Below are 16969 nucleotides of genomic sequence, written 5' to 3' on the forward strand. Positions count from 1 at the left end.
TGCTTAATCAACCCATTGAATCATGCCGGTATATGCGGTGATCAGAATCATGATGCCGAACGCGATGCGATACCACGCGAACACATTGAAATTGTGTGAGCTGATGTAGCGCAATAACCAGCGTACGCAAAAGAAAGCAGAAATAAACGCCGCCACAGTGCCAAGACTGAACATCGGCAAATCTGCCATCGACAATTCGTTTCTGGCTTTGTAGAGCGAGTAGACCGTGGCGCCCAGCAGCGTTGGTATCGCCAGGAAAAAGGAGAATTCGGTTGCCGCTTTGCGTGACAGGCCGAACAGCATGCCGCCGATAATCGTGGCACCGGAACGGCTGGTGCCGGGGATCAGTGCAAACGCCTGCGCGACGCCGATTTTGAGCGCATCGAGTGGTGTCATGTCATCGACCGTCTGTATTCGCGCATGGCTGTCATCATGCGTGTCGGCACCTTTCTGATTACGTTCTACCCACAAAATAATCAGGCCTCCGACGATGAAGGCGAGCGCTACTGGCACCGGTGCAAATAGCACGGCTTTGATGTGTTTGGAAAACAGCAGGCCCAGAATCGCGGCCGGAAAAAAGGCGATCAGCAAATTGAGCGTGAATTTGCGCGCTTTCGGATCGCTGCCGAGGCCAGACAACACCGAGGCGATTTTGGCGCGGTATTCCCAGCATACGGCGAAAATAGCACCGGCCTGAATCACGATTTCAAATACCTTTTGCGTCTCGCCGGTGAAATTCAACAGGCTGCCGGTCAGGATCAGATGACCGGTGGAGGAGATAGGCAAAAATTCCGTCAGACCTTCGACGATGCCCATGATGATAATTTTAACGGCGAGCAGTAAATCCATAGCGTTATTCACTTGTGTAATCGATGTTGAAATGGGCAATGTTGAACCGGGCGGAAGCCGCAGTTTTAGCAGGCACGAAGCTTAACATGCCAGACGCGACTCAATTCCGGTTTTTGCCGCCCGCGACCCGGGAAATACGGCCAGAAATGCATACTCCCCCCCATATTTTTCAATAATGCAGCTAATGTCAGCGTATTTGCTGGGCTATTTTAGATACTGGGGGGAGTATATTTTTACCTGTGTAGCTCGGTCTGGGCAGGGTAAGCAATGCCGTGCAGATATTGCTACGCGTGGTATCGGAATTTAATACTTAATTAAAAATTATTGTTGTTCTTGTGTGGTTTAAAGATACTTTGCACATCCATCGTGATTGCTTTGTTGAGTGATGAGATGGAAAACGAATGCAGATGTCTGCACATCATTGCCAGCAGAGGAGAGATCACCATGCAAAAATCCGGCATACAAACCAGCGCTTCCCTGAAGCAGAAAGCAAATTCGGAGACGTATTTTCAGGATTTTCCGGAAACCGCAGAAATTGCGGCGAAGGTGCCAACAAATATGGGGCCGTATCAATTTGTAGTGAAGCCGTCCCGGCCGACCAAAGGTGCAGTGATGGAAGTTGATCATCAGGGCGCACGGATTATCTCGGCGCATTTGCCAACGCCGTTTGCGCGCGGACAGATACTGAGCGCCAGCATGAATGTGCGCGGTAGTGAGTATTTATTTCTGGCGGCACGTTCAGTCTCTAAGCTGATTTCCAATAGCAAATGCTGGTTCGGAATTTTCCGTGCAGATGGCAAGAAAATCTATGCAACGGTACTCGAACAACAGGTCGATCTGGTGAAAGCGCACGACGACGGCGTGTCGCTTTTTTTTCTGAATGGCGACACCATGCGTATGCGCCTGATGTAATCAGAAATAAGCTGGCGCCGCTGCCACTTAATTTCTCGATATTCCATTTTTGGAATGACGCTATTCTTCGCTTTATTCTTCAAATGCATCGTCAATTGCTGACGGTGCATTTTCTTTTTCCGATGCTAAATCGGAAGCACATTTCCGTCTATTTTTGACGACTAAATGTCAATCATTGTGTCTATGGTTTGATTTAGCCGTCGTTTCCGCAAAGATAGAGTTTTTGCTCTGTTCTGTTTCGTCAGTAAATCGCTTATTCTGAACTTAGTTGCACGTGTTGAGGTCAATGCGTGCGAAACAGAAAGCTACCGGATGTGAATGCCCGGTAGTTGAAAGCATGATTAAAATGATATCCAGCAGAATTTTCCCCCGTCACCGTTCACTTTTACGTCCCTTCATTGCGATTGCGCTGGCATTACTGCTGTGCGCATTGTATTGGGCGCAGTTGCTGCGTTATCAGGCATCGGAATTAGAGGACAATAAATATCAGACGCGTTTGCGGGCGGTGCAAATGTCGGCGGCGATGGTGACGCAGGTCAGCTCGTCGATCTCCAGCCTCGAATATCTGGCACACACGCTCGCAACGAAGTTCGTAACTGACCGTGCAGCGGATTTTCCGCGTTCAGTTGAGACTGCGCTCAAGACTTTTCCGCGTGACAGTATCTTGCAAATTGCCGTCGCCGATGTCAGTGGGAATCTCGTTTATTCGAGTTTGTCCGACCCGCAGGGCGCAGCACCTAAAGTGTCGATTGCAGACCGTGAGCATTTCCTGGTGCATACGCATGGTGGCCCTGCAAAATTATTTATCAGCCGTCCGATCATGGGACGCGTTTCAGGCAAATGGTCACTGCAGTTTTCTTATCCGGTGGAGCGTGCCGGTCAATTTGCCGGCGTGTTGGTGCTCTCCATCTCACCCGATTACATTTCCAATTATTTCCGTGAGGTGTTTTCCGGCGGCAGCGATGTCGCATTTGTCGTACGCAACGATGGCAGCTATCTGGCGCGCTCGGTCATGCAGGATAAGGCGATGACGCAATGGGTCGCGCCGGAACGTGAATTTGTGCGGATGCCACAAAAAAACCAGGGTGAATATCATGTCAAGGCAAAGGTTGATGGTGTTGAGCGTTACTACGCCTGGAACCGCTTGAAAAACTATCCGCTCGTGGTCAGCGTCGGTCTCGATAGTGAGCGTGCACTGGAGAATTTACATGAGGCGATTTCTGACAGCCGCTGGAGAAATGCGCTGGGTACGCTTGTTATTCTGGCTGCGGTGTTGTGGATTGTTTCCTTATTCGAGCGCGTGCGTCGCAAACAGATTTTGCTGCAGGAGAATATGCAGCGTTTCGAGATGGCGCTGGAAGGCGGCGCATTCGGTGTCTGGGATTGGGATCTGAGTAACGACCACATGAACATCGATAGTCGCATTCATTTCATATTGGGCATTACTCCGGACGACCTTGAACAGAGTATTGAGGGTATACGGCGTTTGATTCATCCGGATGACTGGCCAGCGGTGTATGCCGAATTGGAACAGGTACGCCACGGTAAAACCGATAACTTTGAGAACGAACATCGAATGCTGCGTAGCGATGGCGGATGGTGTTGGATCAGTGCGCGCGGCAGGGTGATTCTGCATGACGAAGATGGTCGGGCACGTAAGGTGTTTGGTATTTTTACCGATATTTCCGCGCGTCGTGAAGTCGAGGCTGCGCGCATAGAATTAGAGCAACGCCTGACCAAACTGGTGGCGCAAGTACCGGGTGTTGTTTATCAATATCGCCAACGCCCTGACGGTAGCGGCTATTTCCCGTATGCGAGTCCGCATATCGTGGATATTTACGATACGACGCCGGAAGAAGCGGCAAAGGATATTGCTTTTCTGCTTGAGCACGTTCATCCCCAGGATCAGCCGCAACTGCGCGCCAGTATTGACGAATCCGCCCGCGCGCTGACACCCTGGTTCAACGAATATCGCTTTGTCCGTGATAACGGTGAGATACGCTGGTTAGCCGGATGCTCTAATCCTGAGCGTGAAGCTGACGGCAATACCTTGTGGCACGGTTATATACAAGACGTGACCAAACAGCATGCAGAGCATGAAGCCTTGCAACAAAGCGAAGAACGTTTACGCCTGACCGTATTGGCGGTGCAGGATGGTCTGTGGAACTGGGATCTTGGCAGTGGTCAGATCCAACTGGATGCGCGTTGTTACGAAATGCTGGGCTATCCGGCACACGATGACACTATTCAATTTGATGACTGGAGCCAGTGGCTGCATCCACACGACAGAATGAGCGTGCTACAGCAATTACAGGCACAAATAGAGCGCAGTGAGCCGTTTCATGTTGAAACCCGTCTGCTGACATCACAAGGTGATTGGTGTTGGGTAGAAATACGCGGCCAGATTACGCAGGAACTCAATGGCAAAGGACAACAGGTCATAGGAACGCAGACGGACATCAGTCAGCGCATGGCCGATACAACCTTGCGCCGTGCCTTGCTTGATAATGCGGCGGCGGCATTGTTTGTGACTACCTCGCAGCGCATTATCCGTCTGGCAAATCAGCGTGCGATTGATACGTTTTCTGAAGATGGCTTAGCATTAACCGGCAGGAGTATGCGCATCATCCATCCTGATGACGATTCTTTTGATACCTTTGGCGGCTATTACAGAACGGTGCGGCAGGATGGTGGTATCAATATTGATTATCAACAGTTTATCGTTGGTGGTGAGTTGCGCTGGTTTGCGGTTCGTGGCAGTTTGCTGGATCCCGATAATCCTGAGGGTGATCTGATATGGACCATGGTCGATACCACCGAGCGCCGGCGGATAGAGGATGCATTACGCAGCACCCGCGCGCACTTATTTGAAGTCATACAACATTTTCCGGGTGGTGTTCTGGCGCAAAATCAGAATGGCGACGTTGTTGTGGCGAACCGCGTGATCTGTGATCTTCTGGGGGTGCAGACGCCTCCTGTGGCGCTGACCGGGATCAACCGGGAAGCCTTTCGCAAAATGATTTCGCAAGACATTCTGGATACATTCCAAGAATCTGTCGAAGATGGCGAATACAGTTTGCCGGATGGCCGCACCATCAGAATTAATCTGATTCCGCTGAAAAACGGCGACGACAATATTGGTCGCCTGATGATCGTCAGTGACGTCACCGAGCGGCGACGCCATGAGCAGAATCTGGAGTATTTAGCGACCACGGATGCGCTCACGGGATTGGCGAATCGCCGCGCCTTCATGGCGCGTCTGCAGGCAGAGCTGACATTGATCGCGCAAGGCGGAAAAGGCGGCATGCTGATTATGCTCGACCTTGATCACTTCAAGCATGTGAATGACAGCTTTGGTCACGCTGCCGGCGATGCAGTGCTGGTTTATCTTGCCGGTCTTCTGCATGGCAATACCATGCGTAAAGACGATCTGGCCGGCCGTCTGGGGGGCGAGGAGTTTGCTGTGCTGTTACCAAACACCAGCGCTGAAGACGGCATGATGGTCGCTGAACGTTTACGTATTGCTCTGGAAGACAGCAAGATCAATTCCGGCGAAGGCCATTGCATCAGAATCACTTTGAGCGGAGGAATCGCAGCGCTGAATGGCAGCCCCGAGAGCATTTTAGCGGAGGCCGACGCAGCGCTGTATCGGGCTAAAAACGGTGGACGCAACCGCATCGTAAAGGCACAGAAATAAGAATAATGCGGGGTTCAGCGTTTGCATGATGTTCATTGCGGTGCGGTCGCTTTTTCCAGTTCATGCAACCATAACATTGCGTGTTCGCGATTTGTTCCGCACATGTCATGTGACGCCTGCAAGCCCGAACAGCAGGCAGGTCGCTCAGGCTTCCCAAAAATCAGACATCGCAGATCATCTGCCAGTTGTATACATTTAACGCCCGCAGGCTTGCCCTTGGGAAATTATGTGCATACATAGGTTACTCAATCTGCTTTTGAGTTAAGCGAAGTAATTCAGATGATGTACTTTCATACTCAACTCTGAATCGAGCAAAAGTGTGACCCAAGCCGTGGGGTTTATTATTCCAGCGAAGTGCATCCCATCCGGCTTCAATAAGATCGGAAGCTGAAAATATAAACTCAAGAGTATCTGTTAGAAATGGTAATAAGTGCTCTATTTTGTCAAATTCAATGTCTGTTGAACCATGAACAAAATAGTTGCGGCACTTCACAGCTACCACCGCTACTTCATCTAGATTTTGAAAGCGGCCACCTAATTTCGAGTAGACAATAGCTACTCTGTGAGCCACCTTCTTTGGAAGTGATGGTTTACCAAGCCGACCAAGGGCGTTCAGCATGCTATTTCTATCTATGCTGGCAGGAAGATTTTTGAATATTCGATGGCATTCTTTCTTAGCAACATCCACTTCTGTTGAAAGCTCTTCTTTGGCGGGGACCGCGTCGTCAGGCAAAATATCAAACATATTTGCTGCTGCAACAAGCCTGTCTGGGCCGTATTTATTTGCTTTGCGAAGGCAATTCAAGCTCCTAGATCGGGCTATATGCCAAGTTGATTGACGACTAATCCAATTAGTGAGCACGTTGTTGAATTCTGCAGAATGAAATATGGCGTTGAGGGGCACATCTCCTGCATGCGGTTTGTGCACTGGGTTTTTGTCGCTGCACTTCCAACGTAAACTCGGGTAAATCAAGACTGGCTGGGGATAATCTTCGGGGGCTTCAGTCGTGAATACTTGAATGTCGTTAATGCCTTGAACACGACCAGCCAAAATTGACAAGAAGCTGGCAACGTCATTCATTTTGATTATCGCATCATTGAATGTAATTGGATTTTCAGGTTCTATAGAGATCACCATGCTGTTTTTTATGTTGACACCTGATGGACCTCCCATGCTGTAACTTGGGCGATGACGTACCGAAATTTTGCCAATAATTGTGGATATCTCCGCGATGCAAGTTTTTCCTGTGAAGTAGCTAACGATTGGCATATCTCCAGTCTCAACTGGCCGGTGGGTGCGGATACCTTTCAACGCTAGATCAATGACTGATTCGGCATCAATTACGTTACCAAATGCGTCAAAATCGTAAAAAATAGTTGATAGATCAGTCGTTGTGAATTCAATGGTTTGGATATTGGCTTGGTTGGCTATGAGATGTGTTCGGCCAATTGCAACAAAATGAGGGAAGATATCGGCATGATAATTTCTTGCCGCATCTTTCCTGTAGGTGCTTTCTGTTTTAGAGCAAAGACAATCTAATAAGGTTAAACATTCTCCGGTATAAGCCATACCTTCAATATGTTTCTCTGAGCTTGTAAGAGTATCTAGCGAGTGATCTGAGTGCAGCTTGAGTAAAGTGCTTGCACCTTTCAGTTGTAATTCGCCGGTGGCTGACCGCCCATCCTCCAGCGTGAAAGAACCTAAAAATCTTTTGGATCGCTTGCTAGTGTTCTTTTTGCTCATAAATTAATTTGCCTGATTACGTTATTGCTGTCGGATGTTTGCTGAGGGGAGGTTGCGATTTCAAGCTGCGTCAAATAAAACATGGCCTGATCTTTACTTTCCCCACACATCTCAAACGAAGGTTGTAGCCCAGCGCAAACAGCGGGTCTATCGGGGTGATTAAAAATTTTACAAAGCAAATTCTCATCAAGTTGAGGGCAAGCAGAATGAGCTGGCTTTCCTTCAGGCATGCCAGGTATGGGGCTGGAAATCGACGGTGCGATACAGCATGCACCGCAAGCATCACGACACTGCATGGATCGCCTCCTTTTTTGGGGATAAGCCGGACTGGGCGGATATTGTTCTGCGGAACGCGTTAACAGCATTCTCTGAATTTGCGCGTGTTGGCTTGCGACCGTGAATTCTTTTCATACTTGCTTAGACATCCAATGATTAATGAGCCAGAGTGCGATGGCGTTGCGCTTGGTAGAACGGCTAATACCTGCATGCAGGTGATGCCGTCAATTCATCATTTTAAGTGCAGATTTTGGCATTTTGTCGCATTTGCCTGGTTTAGCCGCTGTCTTTCTTGCATGATGCGCAGGAATTGTTTCATCCGAATATAGTCTTGAATGAGTCGTCTTTAAAATCAAAGAGTTAAGCATTCGTCTTTGCTTAGGCGTGCTATGTTACAACTTGAACAGAAATAGCCTTCTTCTGATTTTGCGCTGCTTACGACAATATATTCTTGAATCAATTAGTGTTAATTTGTGCTTAAAATTGACCTATTTTTCTGGATAATTTGTTTCTAAATTTAGGGTCTCAAACTAAATTGCGTATTCTCATCTATTTCCGCCGGCTGTTCTCGCTTAAACCATGTCACTCGTTCCAGCCCAATGCCGTCCAGTGGCCGGATAGCTTGAAGCTAGGCTAGTGTTCGTGGAGTTGTCGGCATCGCCGTTCGAAGTTGTGAGATTTCACGTATTTTTCAGCTAAGCAAGATGCTATCTTGCACAGACATAGTCCGAGTTCGGCCAAGAACGGACATTCAACGCTGGTGAAAAAACCTGTTCATGTCAATGAACAGGTTTTTTATTTTGTCACTTACATTCTCTCAGTAAAGAACTGTATGCCGGTGCGTTTGACTAGTTCTTCATAGGTGATCGATTTTCCTGCTTTTGTGTTGTCGATGTTTTCGACCCAGTAAGCCCATCTCTTGTTTTCTGAAGGGTCGTAGACCAGTTTGAAAAGATATTTGGGTAGCCGCATAACCGACCTGACGCTAGGTTGAATGAGGACTGTAGGGTGTTTCAAGTATTTCGCATACTCTCATTTTTACACATCAATCTACTGATAATTAATAAAATTATACCAACCATCAATTTAGCATGTTATCCACAGTCCAGCCCGCTGCTCAATGTATCGAGCAACCATGCACAGGATCTACTCGACTTCAAGGATTACCTCTTTGAGGTGGTAGAGCATCAATTGGGGCATCGATTGGCGTTACTGGTTTCACACTACGTGTATTGCTCCCGGAACGACCTTTTGGGAGGGCATTTTATCGCTTGATGCGGCTCTCCCAAAGTTAAAAGTTAGGCTATCGAAGCTGTAGACGACGTTCAACCTGAGAAGTCTGATACTTGTCTCTGCTAGTGCAATCAGCGTGGAAAATAGAAGGCAATAAGCAAAGCAAAAACGCCGTATAAAGCACTAACAGCGACCAGCACACGACTATCGACTGCGCCGCGCCTAAAAAGCTGCCACAGAAATACGATTGCTAAGGTGGTCAATACGCCTGCAGCCATCAGGGGGCCATCGAAGAGCCATGGAGTAAAAAAGATGCCTAAAGCGCTGGGGATGGTCGCTTGAATCATCATGGCTCCGGAAATATTAGCTAGCGCTAAGCGCTCTTTGCCTTGCCGTATCCAGATAAGTGCATTCATCATCTCTGGCAACTCAGTTGCCACTGGGCTCAGCAATAATGCCACCAGGTGCGGTGGCCACTGTAAGTTTGTACCGATACTCTCAAGCTGCCCAACAAAAACATGGGATGCTGCACTAATCACGATCAAAGCAAGCGTTACCTGCAAGCCAGCCCATTTCAGGGAAGGTTCTAATTCGGACGGGCGGATTTTAAGGGGCTCGATCTCCTCCTCTTTAGGTGCGGTATCGCTCTCTTGAATTTCGCGCCATACGTAGATTGCATAGGCTGCCAAGAAAAGTATGCCCAACCAAGGTTTGATCGCAAAAGCGACTAAACCGAGTCCAACTTTCACCACAAACACTGCAAGAAATGCAACTTGATCCCGGCTTAAACGAACATGGTCGGCGTGAATATGATGCGTATCCCGTTCGAGTCGCCGACGATGAAAAAGTAATGCCAAACCAACGACGGCATAGCCCAGTGTGGCGAGAACAAGAGGGCCTCCCATGGCTGCACCAACGCCAATATCCTTTTGGTCTGGTGTGGTGCCAAACACAACGGACATAAAGGTTACTGCGCTTTCAGGCAATGCCGTACCAAAAGCGGCAAGCACAGAACCAACGGCAGTTGCACCGAGATTCAAACGACGACCGAACCATTCGATACCGTTGACGAAGTATTCGCAGGCTAAATAGATGGCACCTGCGGATGAAAAAAATAGGATAAGTGTCAGAAACATGAAGTTATTGTGCCGGGCAAGTAAGATTCCAATGGCGCGCAAATGCGACTTGCCCGGCTGGCAAAACGCATGCGGCCAAAGGTCTCGCCTAGCTCTCCTAATACAGAGGCTGAGCACGCCATGAGACATGAGGTCTCAAGTTTGTTGACGTGATCTCTTTAGCGGGGCTGCTAAAGATGGCTACTTCCCAATGACAATAGCCCGCATTTTACTGTTTTTTTTAAATATTGATATGGTTCATTGCCACTAAAATGCTTCTCGCCGAAGTCACAAGCCATTTATGGGATGCTATAAGCTGAGAATCTCTTGGTTATTCAGGTAGCTGAGAATCATTATTTAAAAAGACAAATTAAATTGCCTGAATGTGGTTTTATTGCTTGACACACTTTTGAAGTAAAAACTAAAATTCGGCATCGAAAAATATGGAGCTTTGATCTTGGACAGTTGCAGTTGTCGCTTGCTAAATTTGGGTAACACCCCAGCCAACATCGCTTAAGCTTCGCAGTCATTTCTCTGCTACAGCTAAGAGTTAGCTGTAGTGTCAACGACTTCACGTCGTCATCCCCACTTACCGTTTGCCGCATTGCGCGTTTGCGTGATTATCTATTTTTTTGCACTTGCAACTAATAGGCTATTCAAACACATTCGCCGTAACTAAGTAGTTTTGTTCTACTTGGACAAGAGACGCTTTTTGCTTTTTGAACTTACCTCGTTCTGGATCACTAAACATTTCATGCAAAGTGAACTCCAGATTTGAAGGTCATTGAAAATGAGAGAAGTTCGATATCACACCGAACTTCTCATTTGTACGAGTTTCTTTTTCAAGTGAGTATAAAAATGAAAAAATTAGAAATTACACGTTTCACATCCTCAAGCCGTACGTTGGACAGAGTCGTTAACTGGACATTTGGTTGGTCGAGTAAGCAAGTAGATGCGACAATTAAAAGCAATCATCGATTTTTAAACCGCAGCGTAAGAAGCGGTAGTGGGATCTACGGTATGTTGGTCTCAAAATCACATTCAAGCCGTTAATCATCAATATAAATTTGTATTGCATTTCATTTTCTGAAGTGCATTTAAACAGTATTCAATCAATGGAGTTTTTCGTGGGCATAAGCTCAGATTGTTATAGTTGTCGATTATTAATTTTGACTCTGCCGTAGCACGACCTGCCAAGAATTCTCTTGCCGTCGTCTTGCTACATGCAGATGGCGGTATCCAAACAGTGGAAATTATTTTCTCACTACCGACCTCCAAACTAATTCGTCGAGACCATATAGCACATTGTTATTTGTTTCGATATTGATCTAGATTTTCATCATTGGGGTTATTCGTCAATGATGAGCACCGTCTGCGTGCGCGCAAACATCGATCAATTGACAACTGAACTTAAACTGACAAAAACGCTTTTCAATTCGTTCATTTTTTCGGAGTTTTGTTATGTTTCAAATCACTAAAATAAAGATTGCAGTGTGCTCAGTCTTCGTCACTTTTTCGGGCATCACCATGACTGCGTGCGCAGCAGATATTGCACCTGAAAATAATGCGATTCTCACTACGCCATCTTTTCTATTAGATGAATGGAGTACCCATTGGCAAATGACCTATGTAAATCAATGGCATCCTGATTTTACTGCACCGTACAGCGGTACAAACAGCATGGATTCGTCTGCTCGAAATACAAATACCACTGACATAACCTTGTTTCTCGGTCGCCGTTTAGGGAAAAATACTGAGCTGTGGTTAAACCCAGAAATAGATCAAGGTTTTGGTTTAAGCAACACGGTGGGAATGGCTGGGTTCCCGAACGGAGAGGGCTACAAAATTGGCGAGAATCGTCCCTATCTTCGTCTACCACGCGCATTTGTACGTCACGTCATTTCATTGAGTGGTGATGAACAAAAAGTCGAAGAAAGTACCAACCAATTGGCGTCGACGCAAAGTACAAATAATATAGTCATAACTGTTGGTAAATTCTCGGTCGTTGATATTTTTGATAATAATAGTTACGCGCATGATCCACGATCTGACTTTTTAAACTGGTCAATTATCGACTCGGGCACATTTGACTATGCGGCGGATTCCTGGGGTTTTACGAACGGTGCGACGATTGAATGGAATCAAGATAAGTGGAGTCTGCGTGGCGGCGCATTCCAAATGTCTGAAGTTCCAAATCAAAAGGTGGTGGGATTTCATTTTCATCAACATAGTTTCGTGACTGAACTTGAACACCGCCATGAGTGGGATGGGCACCCAGGAAAAATCAAACTATTAGCATTTGTTAACGTTGGTAGGATGGGGGATTACCGTGATGCAGTTCGACTTGGACAACTGACTAATGCCACGCCTGATACTTCCCTTGTTCGCCATGACAGCTCTAACCCGGGTATCACACTAAATTTTGAACAAGAACTGACGAACGATTTAGGTGTATTTGCTCGCATGGGTGTCAACAGTGGAAAAAAAGAAGCCTATGAATTTACTGACATCAATCGTTCGATTTCGGGTGGTTTTTCATTGCAAGGAACTAGCTGGGGAAGAGCAAGCGACAAGATTGGTATTGCTGCCGCAGTAAATGCCTTATCAGCAGAAGCAAAAGCCTACTTTACCGCAGGTGGCATTGGTATTTTAGTCGGAGATGGACAATTAAATTATGGCAAGGAAAAGATTGTCGAAGCCTTCTATTCAACATCTTTGACCAAAAATTTAAAGCTCACTCTTGATTATCAACACGTCACAAACCCGGCGTATAACCGTGATCGTGGTCCATTTTCGATTTATGGAGTTCGCTTGCATGCAGAGTTATAAATAAGGTTGAAATTATGAGAACAAATCTGAAAATGGTCGCGCAAACTAAAAGCGCCGTTCTCGATGACCAACATGACGACTTTTTCAATACAATTTTGCATGAAGATATCGCGCCACGAAAATCAATCAGTGCATGCAGGTCGCTGAATTGGCGACACATCAACAACTCAGGCCAACAACTCAGGCTACAACGCTGACCGAGGGCCTGCCAATATCGCCTAAGTGCGACTGCATACGGAATTTTGAAAACACTATGGACTGTCCGTCTCGACTGCCACCACCTTGATTATTTCAGGATGGTGGCGATAAGGAATACAAAATGAACTTCACCATCCTCAAAGAAATCTTCGCAGGCTTCCTTCGCACCCGCCATATTGCTCGGCATTTTCGGCGCTTCGCCCTACTAGATGCTCTGAACCAAACTGGCGCGAGCCGCGAGGTGCCTGCCACACTGGCGCAAACGCTCGTAGCCGCAGCCAAGAGCGATACCGAGGCCCTTTTCAAGATACTTGATAGCCACGCCGACGGTCTCACTGAAGGACAGGCTGAAGCTGTCCGTGAGCGTGTCGGCTTAAACGAAGTCGAACACGAAAAGCCTTTGCCTTGGTGGATGCACCTATGGCACTGCTATAAAAACCCGTTCAACCTGCTGCTTACATTGCTGGTCGTCGTTTCCTATGCGACCGACGACATGAAAGCCGCTCTCGTGATTGGCACGATGGTGGTGCTCTCAACATTTTTGCGCTTTTGGCAAGAGTCTAGATCCAACAAGGCAGCTGACGAGCTCAAGGCAATGGTGAGCAATACGGCAACTGTAATACGACGCGACCCCTCGGAAGACGCTGCGGAAGAGGCCAGAAAGTATTTCGATGTTGCATTACACCCCAAAGCGGCGCATCGCATTGAGGTGCCCATCAAGCAACTCGTACCCGGCGATTTGGTTGCGTTATCTGCAGGCGATATGATTCCGGCGGACTGCCGCTTGCTCACGGCCAAAGACCTGTTCATCGCGCAATCCGCTATGACAGGTGAGTCTATGCCAGTAGAGAAATTCACGTTCCTGTCGGACACAAACGCAGTCAGTCCGCTGGAGTTAGACAACATCGTTTTTATGGGCACTAACGTGGTTTCCGGCGCAGCAACGGCCATCGTGATTTCGACCGGCAACAGCACCTACTTCGGTGCGCTGGCCGTCCGGGTAACTGCCACAGACCGCGCGCCAACGGCGTTTCAGTCGGGTGTCAACAAGATCAGTTGGCTCTTGATCCGGTTCATGTTCGTCATGGCGCCATTGGTACTGTTCATCAACGGATTTACCAAAGGGGACTGGATGGAGGCGCTGCTGTTTGCTCTCTCCATCGCCGTTGGCTTGACGCCCGAAATGCTGCCGATGATTGTCACTTCGACCCTCGCTAAGGGGGCGGTAATTTTGTCGCGCAAGAAGGTCATCGTCAAGCGGTTGGACGCGATTCAGAACTTTGGTGCCATGGACGTACTCTGTACTGACAAAACCGGCACGCTTACGCAGGACAAGATTTTTCTATCGCGCCACATTGATGCTTGGGGACTGGATTCCGACGAAGTGTTGGAGATGGCTTACCTCAACAGCTACTACCAGACGGGTTTGAAAAATCTGCTTGACGTGGCCGTATTAGAACATGTTGAGGTGCACAGCGTATTGGAAGTTGCCACAGCCTTCCGTAAGGTGGACGAAATTCCATTCGACTTCACACGCCGTCGGATGTCGGTGGTGGTCGCGGAACATGATGAGCATCACTTATTGATTACCAAAGGAGCCGTAGAAGAAATTCTGTCTGTCTGCACCCAGGTCCGTCATGGCGAGGCAGTGGAATCCCTCACACCGGAACTGCTGAACCGCATCCGTCAAATTACTGCAAACCTTAATGAAGAAGGTTTGCGTGTGGTTGGCGTTGCTGCTAAGGAGTTGCCACCGACCAAGGACACCTATGGTCTTGCAGATGAAGGCGAGTTGACTTTGATCGGATACGTTGCATTCCTTGATCCACCTAAGGACAGCGCGGCTCCGGCGCTAAAAGCTTTGGCCGAGCACGGTGTGACTGTTAAGGTGCTTACCGGAGACAACGAATTGGTCACGGAAAAAGTGTGCCGCGAGGTAGGCATCAAAGTTAAACCAGAAACTATTCTGATGGGTTCCGATATCGAACGCATGGATGATAGCAAGTTGGCAATGGCCGTGGAGAAAACCAATGTCTTTGCCAAGCTCACACCCGCCAACAAAGAGCGCATTGTGCGGATGCTTAAGAGCAACGGCCATGTAGTTGGTTTCATGGGAGATGGCATTAATGATGCGCCAGCCCTGCGTGCTGCCGATATTGGCATCTCGGTCGATACGGCGGTCGACATTGCAAAGGAGGCGGCTGACATCATTTTGCTGGAAAAGAGTTTAATGATCTTGGAAGAAGGTGTGTTGGAAGGTCGGCGTACCTTCTCCAACATGCTTAAGTACATCAAGATGACTGCCAGTTCCAACTTCGGCAATGTGTTCTCGGTGCTGGTGGCCAGCGCCTTCATTCCGTTCTTGCCGATGCTGCCGATGCACCTTTTGGTGCAAAACCTGTTGTACGATATTTCTCAGATCGCTATCCCTTTCGACAACGTGGACGAGGAACTGCTGAAGAAGCCTCAAGGCTGGCAACCTGTTGATGTAGGCCGTTTCATGGTGTTTTTCGGTCCAATCAGTTCTGTTTTTGACATTACCACTTTCTTGATGATGTGGTTCGTATTCGGGGCCAACACGCCGGAAAAGCAGACTCTGTTTCAGTCAGGCTGGTTCATCGTTGGCCTGCTAACGCAAACCTTGATCGTGCACATGATCCGTACGTCCAAGCTACCATTCATCCAAAGTCATGCGTCGACCCCGCTCATGGTAACAACGGGAATCATCATGGCAGTCGGGATTTTTCTGCCGATGGGGCCGCTAGCGAACTACTTCAAGCTGCAAGCGTTGCCGCCGCTGTACTTCGTTTTTCTACCCGTGATCCTTCTGGCCTACATTGGTCTGACTCAGGCCGTGAAGGGATTCTACACACGCCGTTATGGCTGGCAATGAGGGTAAGAGCATGCTTGCAATTCAAAACATCAACCTTATTTCCTTGCTCGATACGCTGGTGAGCTTGACGACCGCCTTTGTTCTAGGCGGGCTCATAGGTTTCGAGCGGCAATACCGGCAGCGTACCGCAGGCCTGCGTACCAACGTGTTGGTGGCGGTGGGGGCTGCAGTGTTTGTTGATATGGCCAACCGGTTGGGTGGTCACGAAGGGGCCGTTCACGTGGTGGCCTACGTTGTCTCAGGCATCGGCTTCTTGGGGGCTGGCGTCATCATGCGCGAGGAAGGCAATGTGCGCGGCATAAACACGGCCGCGACACTGTGGGGCTCGGCTGCCGTCGGCGCCGCCGCCGGAGCTGATTTGATTCTCGAAGCAGTAATGGGAACGTTGTTTGTGCTGGCTGCGAACACACTCCTGCGTCCCATCGTTAACTCGATCAACCGTCAGCCACTCGACATAATCTCGGTTGAAGTCACCAATACGGTCTACGTCATTGCTAACCGCGAGAGCCAGAAAGGCGTGTTGGCGATATTGGAAGGCGAACTGGAACGCTGCAGCTACCCGATTCGGAACCTCGATATTCATGCTTTTGGAGAGGACGATGTTGAGATTGAGGCGACGCTTGCAGCTACCTCCGTCGAAGGCGTCGAGCTGGACGCATTGGTGCAGCGCCTCGCTGTGTCGCCCACGGTCAGACAGGCATTTTGGAGTCCGAGTACGACAGAGTAGGACTTAAAAATGTTTGCTTATTACCCTATGTATCCAACTCGGGGACGATAATCGCTGCCTAATTTTCGGAAAGCCGGAGCAACCAGCCGTGTGCTCGTCATTACAGCCTGAACCAATGACGTGCGGGGAAAGTCGCGAGCAGGCAATACACTGGCTTACGCTGATGGATGAAATTACTGCTCCCGCAAAATCTCTGCCAGAAGAACAAGCTTGATCCAGAGTCACCGAGGGTTGAACCTCACAGCTTCACCACCCTTTGCCCTGTCTCAAACGTTTCCTCACAGTCGAGCACTATCCCCTGACTGCTGTTGTTAGTTATTCTTGGCGCCCACTACTCTACTCAATGTTCACTGCGGTAAAAGCAGCAAGAAAGTCTCCATGCTGTCGCGCGCATCTTAATAGCTTTTCACTGCCGTAAACGTTGCAATTAATAACTCGCCCACTTTGAACCAACGTTTGCAATATCTGTGAACTGATTTGAATTCCGCATTGTGTA

At 48.3% G+C, this 16969-nt stretch carries 9 protein-coding genes, 1 pseudogene and 1 riboswitch; of the genes and pseudogenes, 5 read left to right on the forward strand and 5 right to left on the reverse strand.

Translation table 11 applies throughout. The features are described from left to right. Positions 1–3 precede the first annotated feature (3 nt). Positions 4–849, reverse strand: a complete 846-nt coding sequence (locus H8K29_RS03785) for an undecaprenyl-diphosphate phosphatase (protein WP_186896436.1) — start codon at positions 847–849, stop codon at positions 4–6. A 444-nt stretch (positions 850–1293) separates the two neighbouring features. On the opposite strand from H8K29_RS03785, the gene H8K29_RS03790 reads away from it, so the two are divergent. After that, the gene (locus H8K29_RS03790) at positions 1294–1761 is read left to right on the forward strand and encodes a hypothetical protein (protein WP_186896437.1); all 468 of its coding nucleotides are present in this window, start codon (positions 1294–1296) and stop codon (positions 1759–1761) included. Positions 1762–2107: 346 nt separating this feature from the next. Beyond that, complete coding sequence (locus H8K29_RS03795; protein ID WP_186896438.1) at positions 2108–5458, forward strand: PAS domain-containing protein; 3351 nt, start codon at positions 2108–2110, stop codon at positions 5456–5458. A gap of 32 nt (positions 5459–5490) precedes the next feature. Here the strand turns inward: H8K29_RS03795 and H8K29_RS17860 are convergent. From H8K29_RS17860 to H8K29_RS03810, 4 genes and pseudogenes are all read right to left on the reverse strand, one after another. Continuing rightward, a pseudogene (locus H8K29_RS17860) lies at positions 5491–5679 on the reverse strand (hypothetical protein); the annotation flags it as partial. A 20-nt stretch (positions 5680–5699) separates the two neighbouring features. Further along, on the reverse strand, positions 5700–7202 hold the full coding sequence (locus H8K29_RS03800; protein WP_186896439.1) for a HEPN domain-containing protein: 1503 nt from the start codon (positions 7200–7202) through the stop codon (positions 5700–5702). Further along, a complete protein-coding gene (locus tag H8K29_RS03805) occupies positions 7199–7498 on the reverse strand; it encodes a YkgJ family cysteine cluster protein (protein WP_186896440.1) in 300 nt (99 codons plus the stop codon). Before H8K29_RS03805 ends, H8K29_RS03800 begins: the two co-directional genes overlap by 4 nt. Positions 7499–8842: 1344 nt before the next feature. Then, the gene (locus H8K29_RS03810; protein WP_186896601.1) at positions 8843–9847 is read right to left on the reverse strand and encodes a sodium:calcium antiporter; all 1005 of its coding nucleotides are present in this window, start codon (positions 9845–9847) and stop codon (positions 8843–8845) included. 90 nt (positions 9848–9937) lie between these two features. After that, a riboswitch (yybP-ykoY riboswitch) is annotated at positions 9938–10048 on the reverse strand. A 1239-nt stretch (positions 10049–11287) separates the two neighbouring features. On the opposite strand from H8K29_RS03810, the gene H8K29_RS03815 reads away from it, so the two are divergent. The 3 genes from H8K29_RS03815 to H8K29_RS03825 all read left to right on the forward strand — a co-directional run bounded on the left by H8K29_RS03815 (position 11288) and on the right by H8K29_RS03825 (position 16473). Then, on the forward strand, positions 11288–12655 hold the full coding sequence (locus H8K29_RS03815) for a carbohydrate porin (RefSeq protein ID WP_186896441.1): 1368 nt from the start codon (positions 11288–11290) through the stop codon (positions 12653–12655). Between the two features lie 319 nt (positions 12656–12974). Further along, complete coding sequence (gene mgtA, locus H8K29_RS03820; RefSeq protein ID WP_186896442.1) at positions 12975–15746, forward strand: magnesium-translocating P-type ATPase; 2772 nt, start codon at positions 12975–12977, stop codon at positions 15744–15746. 10 nt (positions 15747–15756) lie between these two features. Then, positions 15757–16473, forward strand: coding sequence for an MgtC/SapB family protein (locus H8K29_RS03825; protein WP_186896443.1), 717 nt, complete (start codon positions 15757–15759; stop codon positions 16471–16473). Positions 16474–16969: the final 496 nt, after the last annotated feature.

It is taken from the genome of Undibacterium sp. CY21W, assembly GCF_014284265.1.
In the GTDB taxonomy this organism is placed as follows: domain Bacteria; phylum Pseudomonadota; class Gammaproteobacteria; order Burkholderiales; family Burkholderiaceae_D; genus Undibacterium; species Undibacterium aquatile.

Coding starts and splice junctions, on each gene's coding strand:
- H8K29_RS03810 (WP_186896601.1), bottom strand. CDS start 9,847: ATGTTTCTGACACTTATCCTATTTTTTTCATCCGCAGGTGCCATCTAT.
- mgtA (WP_186896442.1), top strand. CDS start 12,975: ATGAACTTCACCATCCTCAAAGAAATCTTCGCAGGCTTCCTTCGCACC.
- H8K29_RS03805 (WP_186896440.1), bottom strand. CDS start 7,498: ATGCAGTGTCGTGATGCTTGCGGTGCATGCTGTATCGCACCGTCGATT.
- H8K29_RS03815 (WP_186896441.1), top strand. CDS start 11,288: ATGTTTCAAATCACTAAAATAAAGATTGCAGTGTGCTCAGTCTTCGTC.
- H8K29_RS03800 (WP_186896439.1), bottom strand. CDS start 7,202: ATGAGCAAAAAGAACACTAGCAAGCGATCCAAAAGATTTTTAGGTTCT.
- H8K29_RS03825 (WP_186896443.1), top strand. CDS start 15,757: ATGCTTGCAATTCAAAACATCAACCTTATTTCCTTGCTCGATACGCTG.
- H8K29_RS03785 (WP_186896436.1), bottom strand. CDS start 849: ATGGATTTACTGCTCGCCGTTAAAATTATCATCATGGGCATCGTCGAA.
- H8K29_RS03795 (WP_186896438.1), top strand. CDS start 2,108: ATGATATCCAGCAGAATTTTCCCCCGTCACCGTTCACTTTTACGTCCC.
- H8K29_RS03790 (WP_186896437.1), top strand. CDS start 1,294: ATGCAAAAATCCGGCATACAAACCAGCGCTTCCCTGAAGCAGAAAGCA.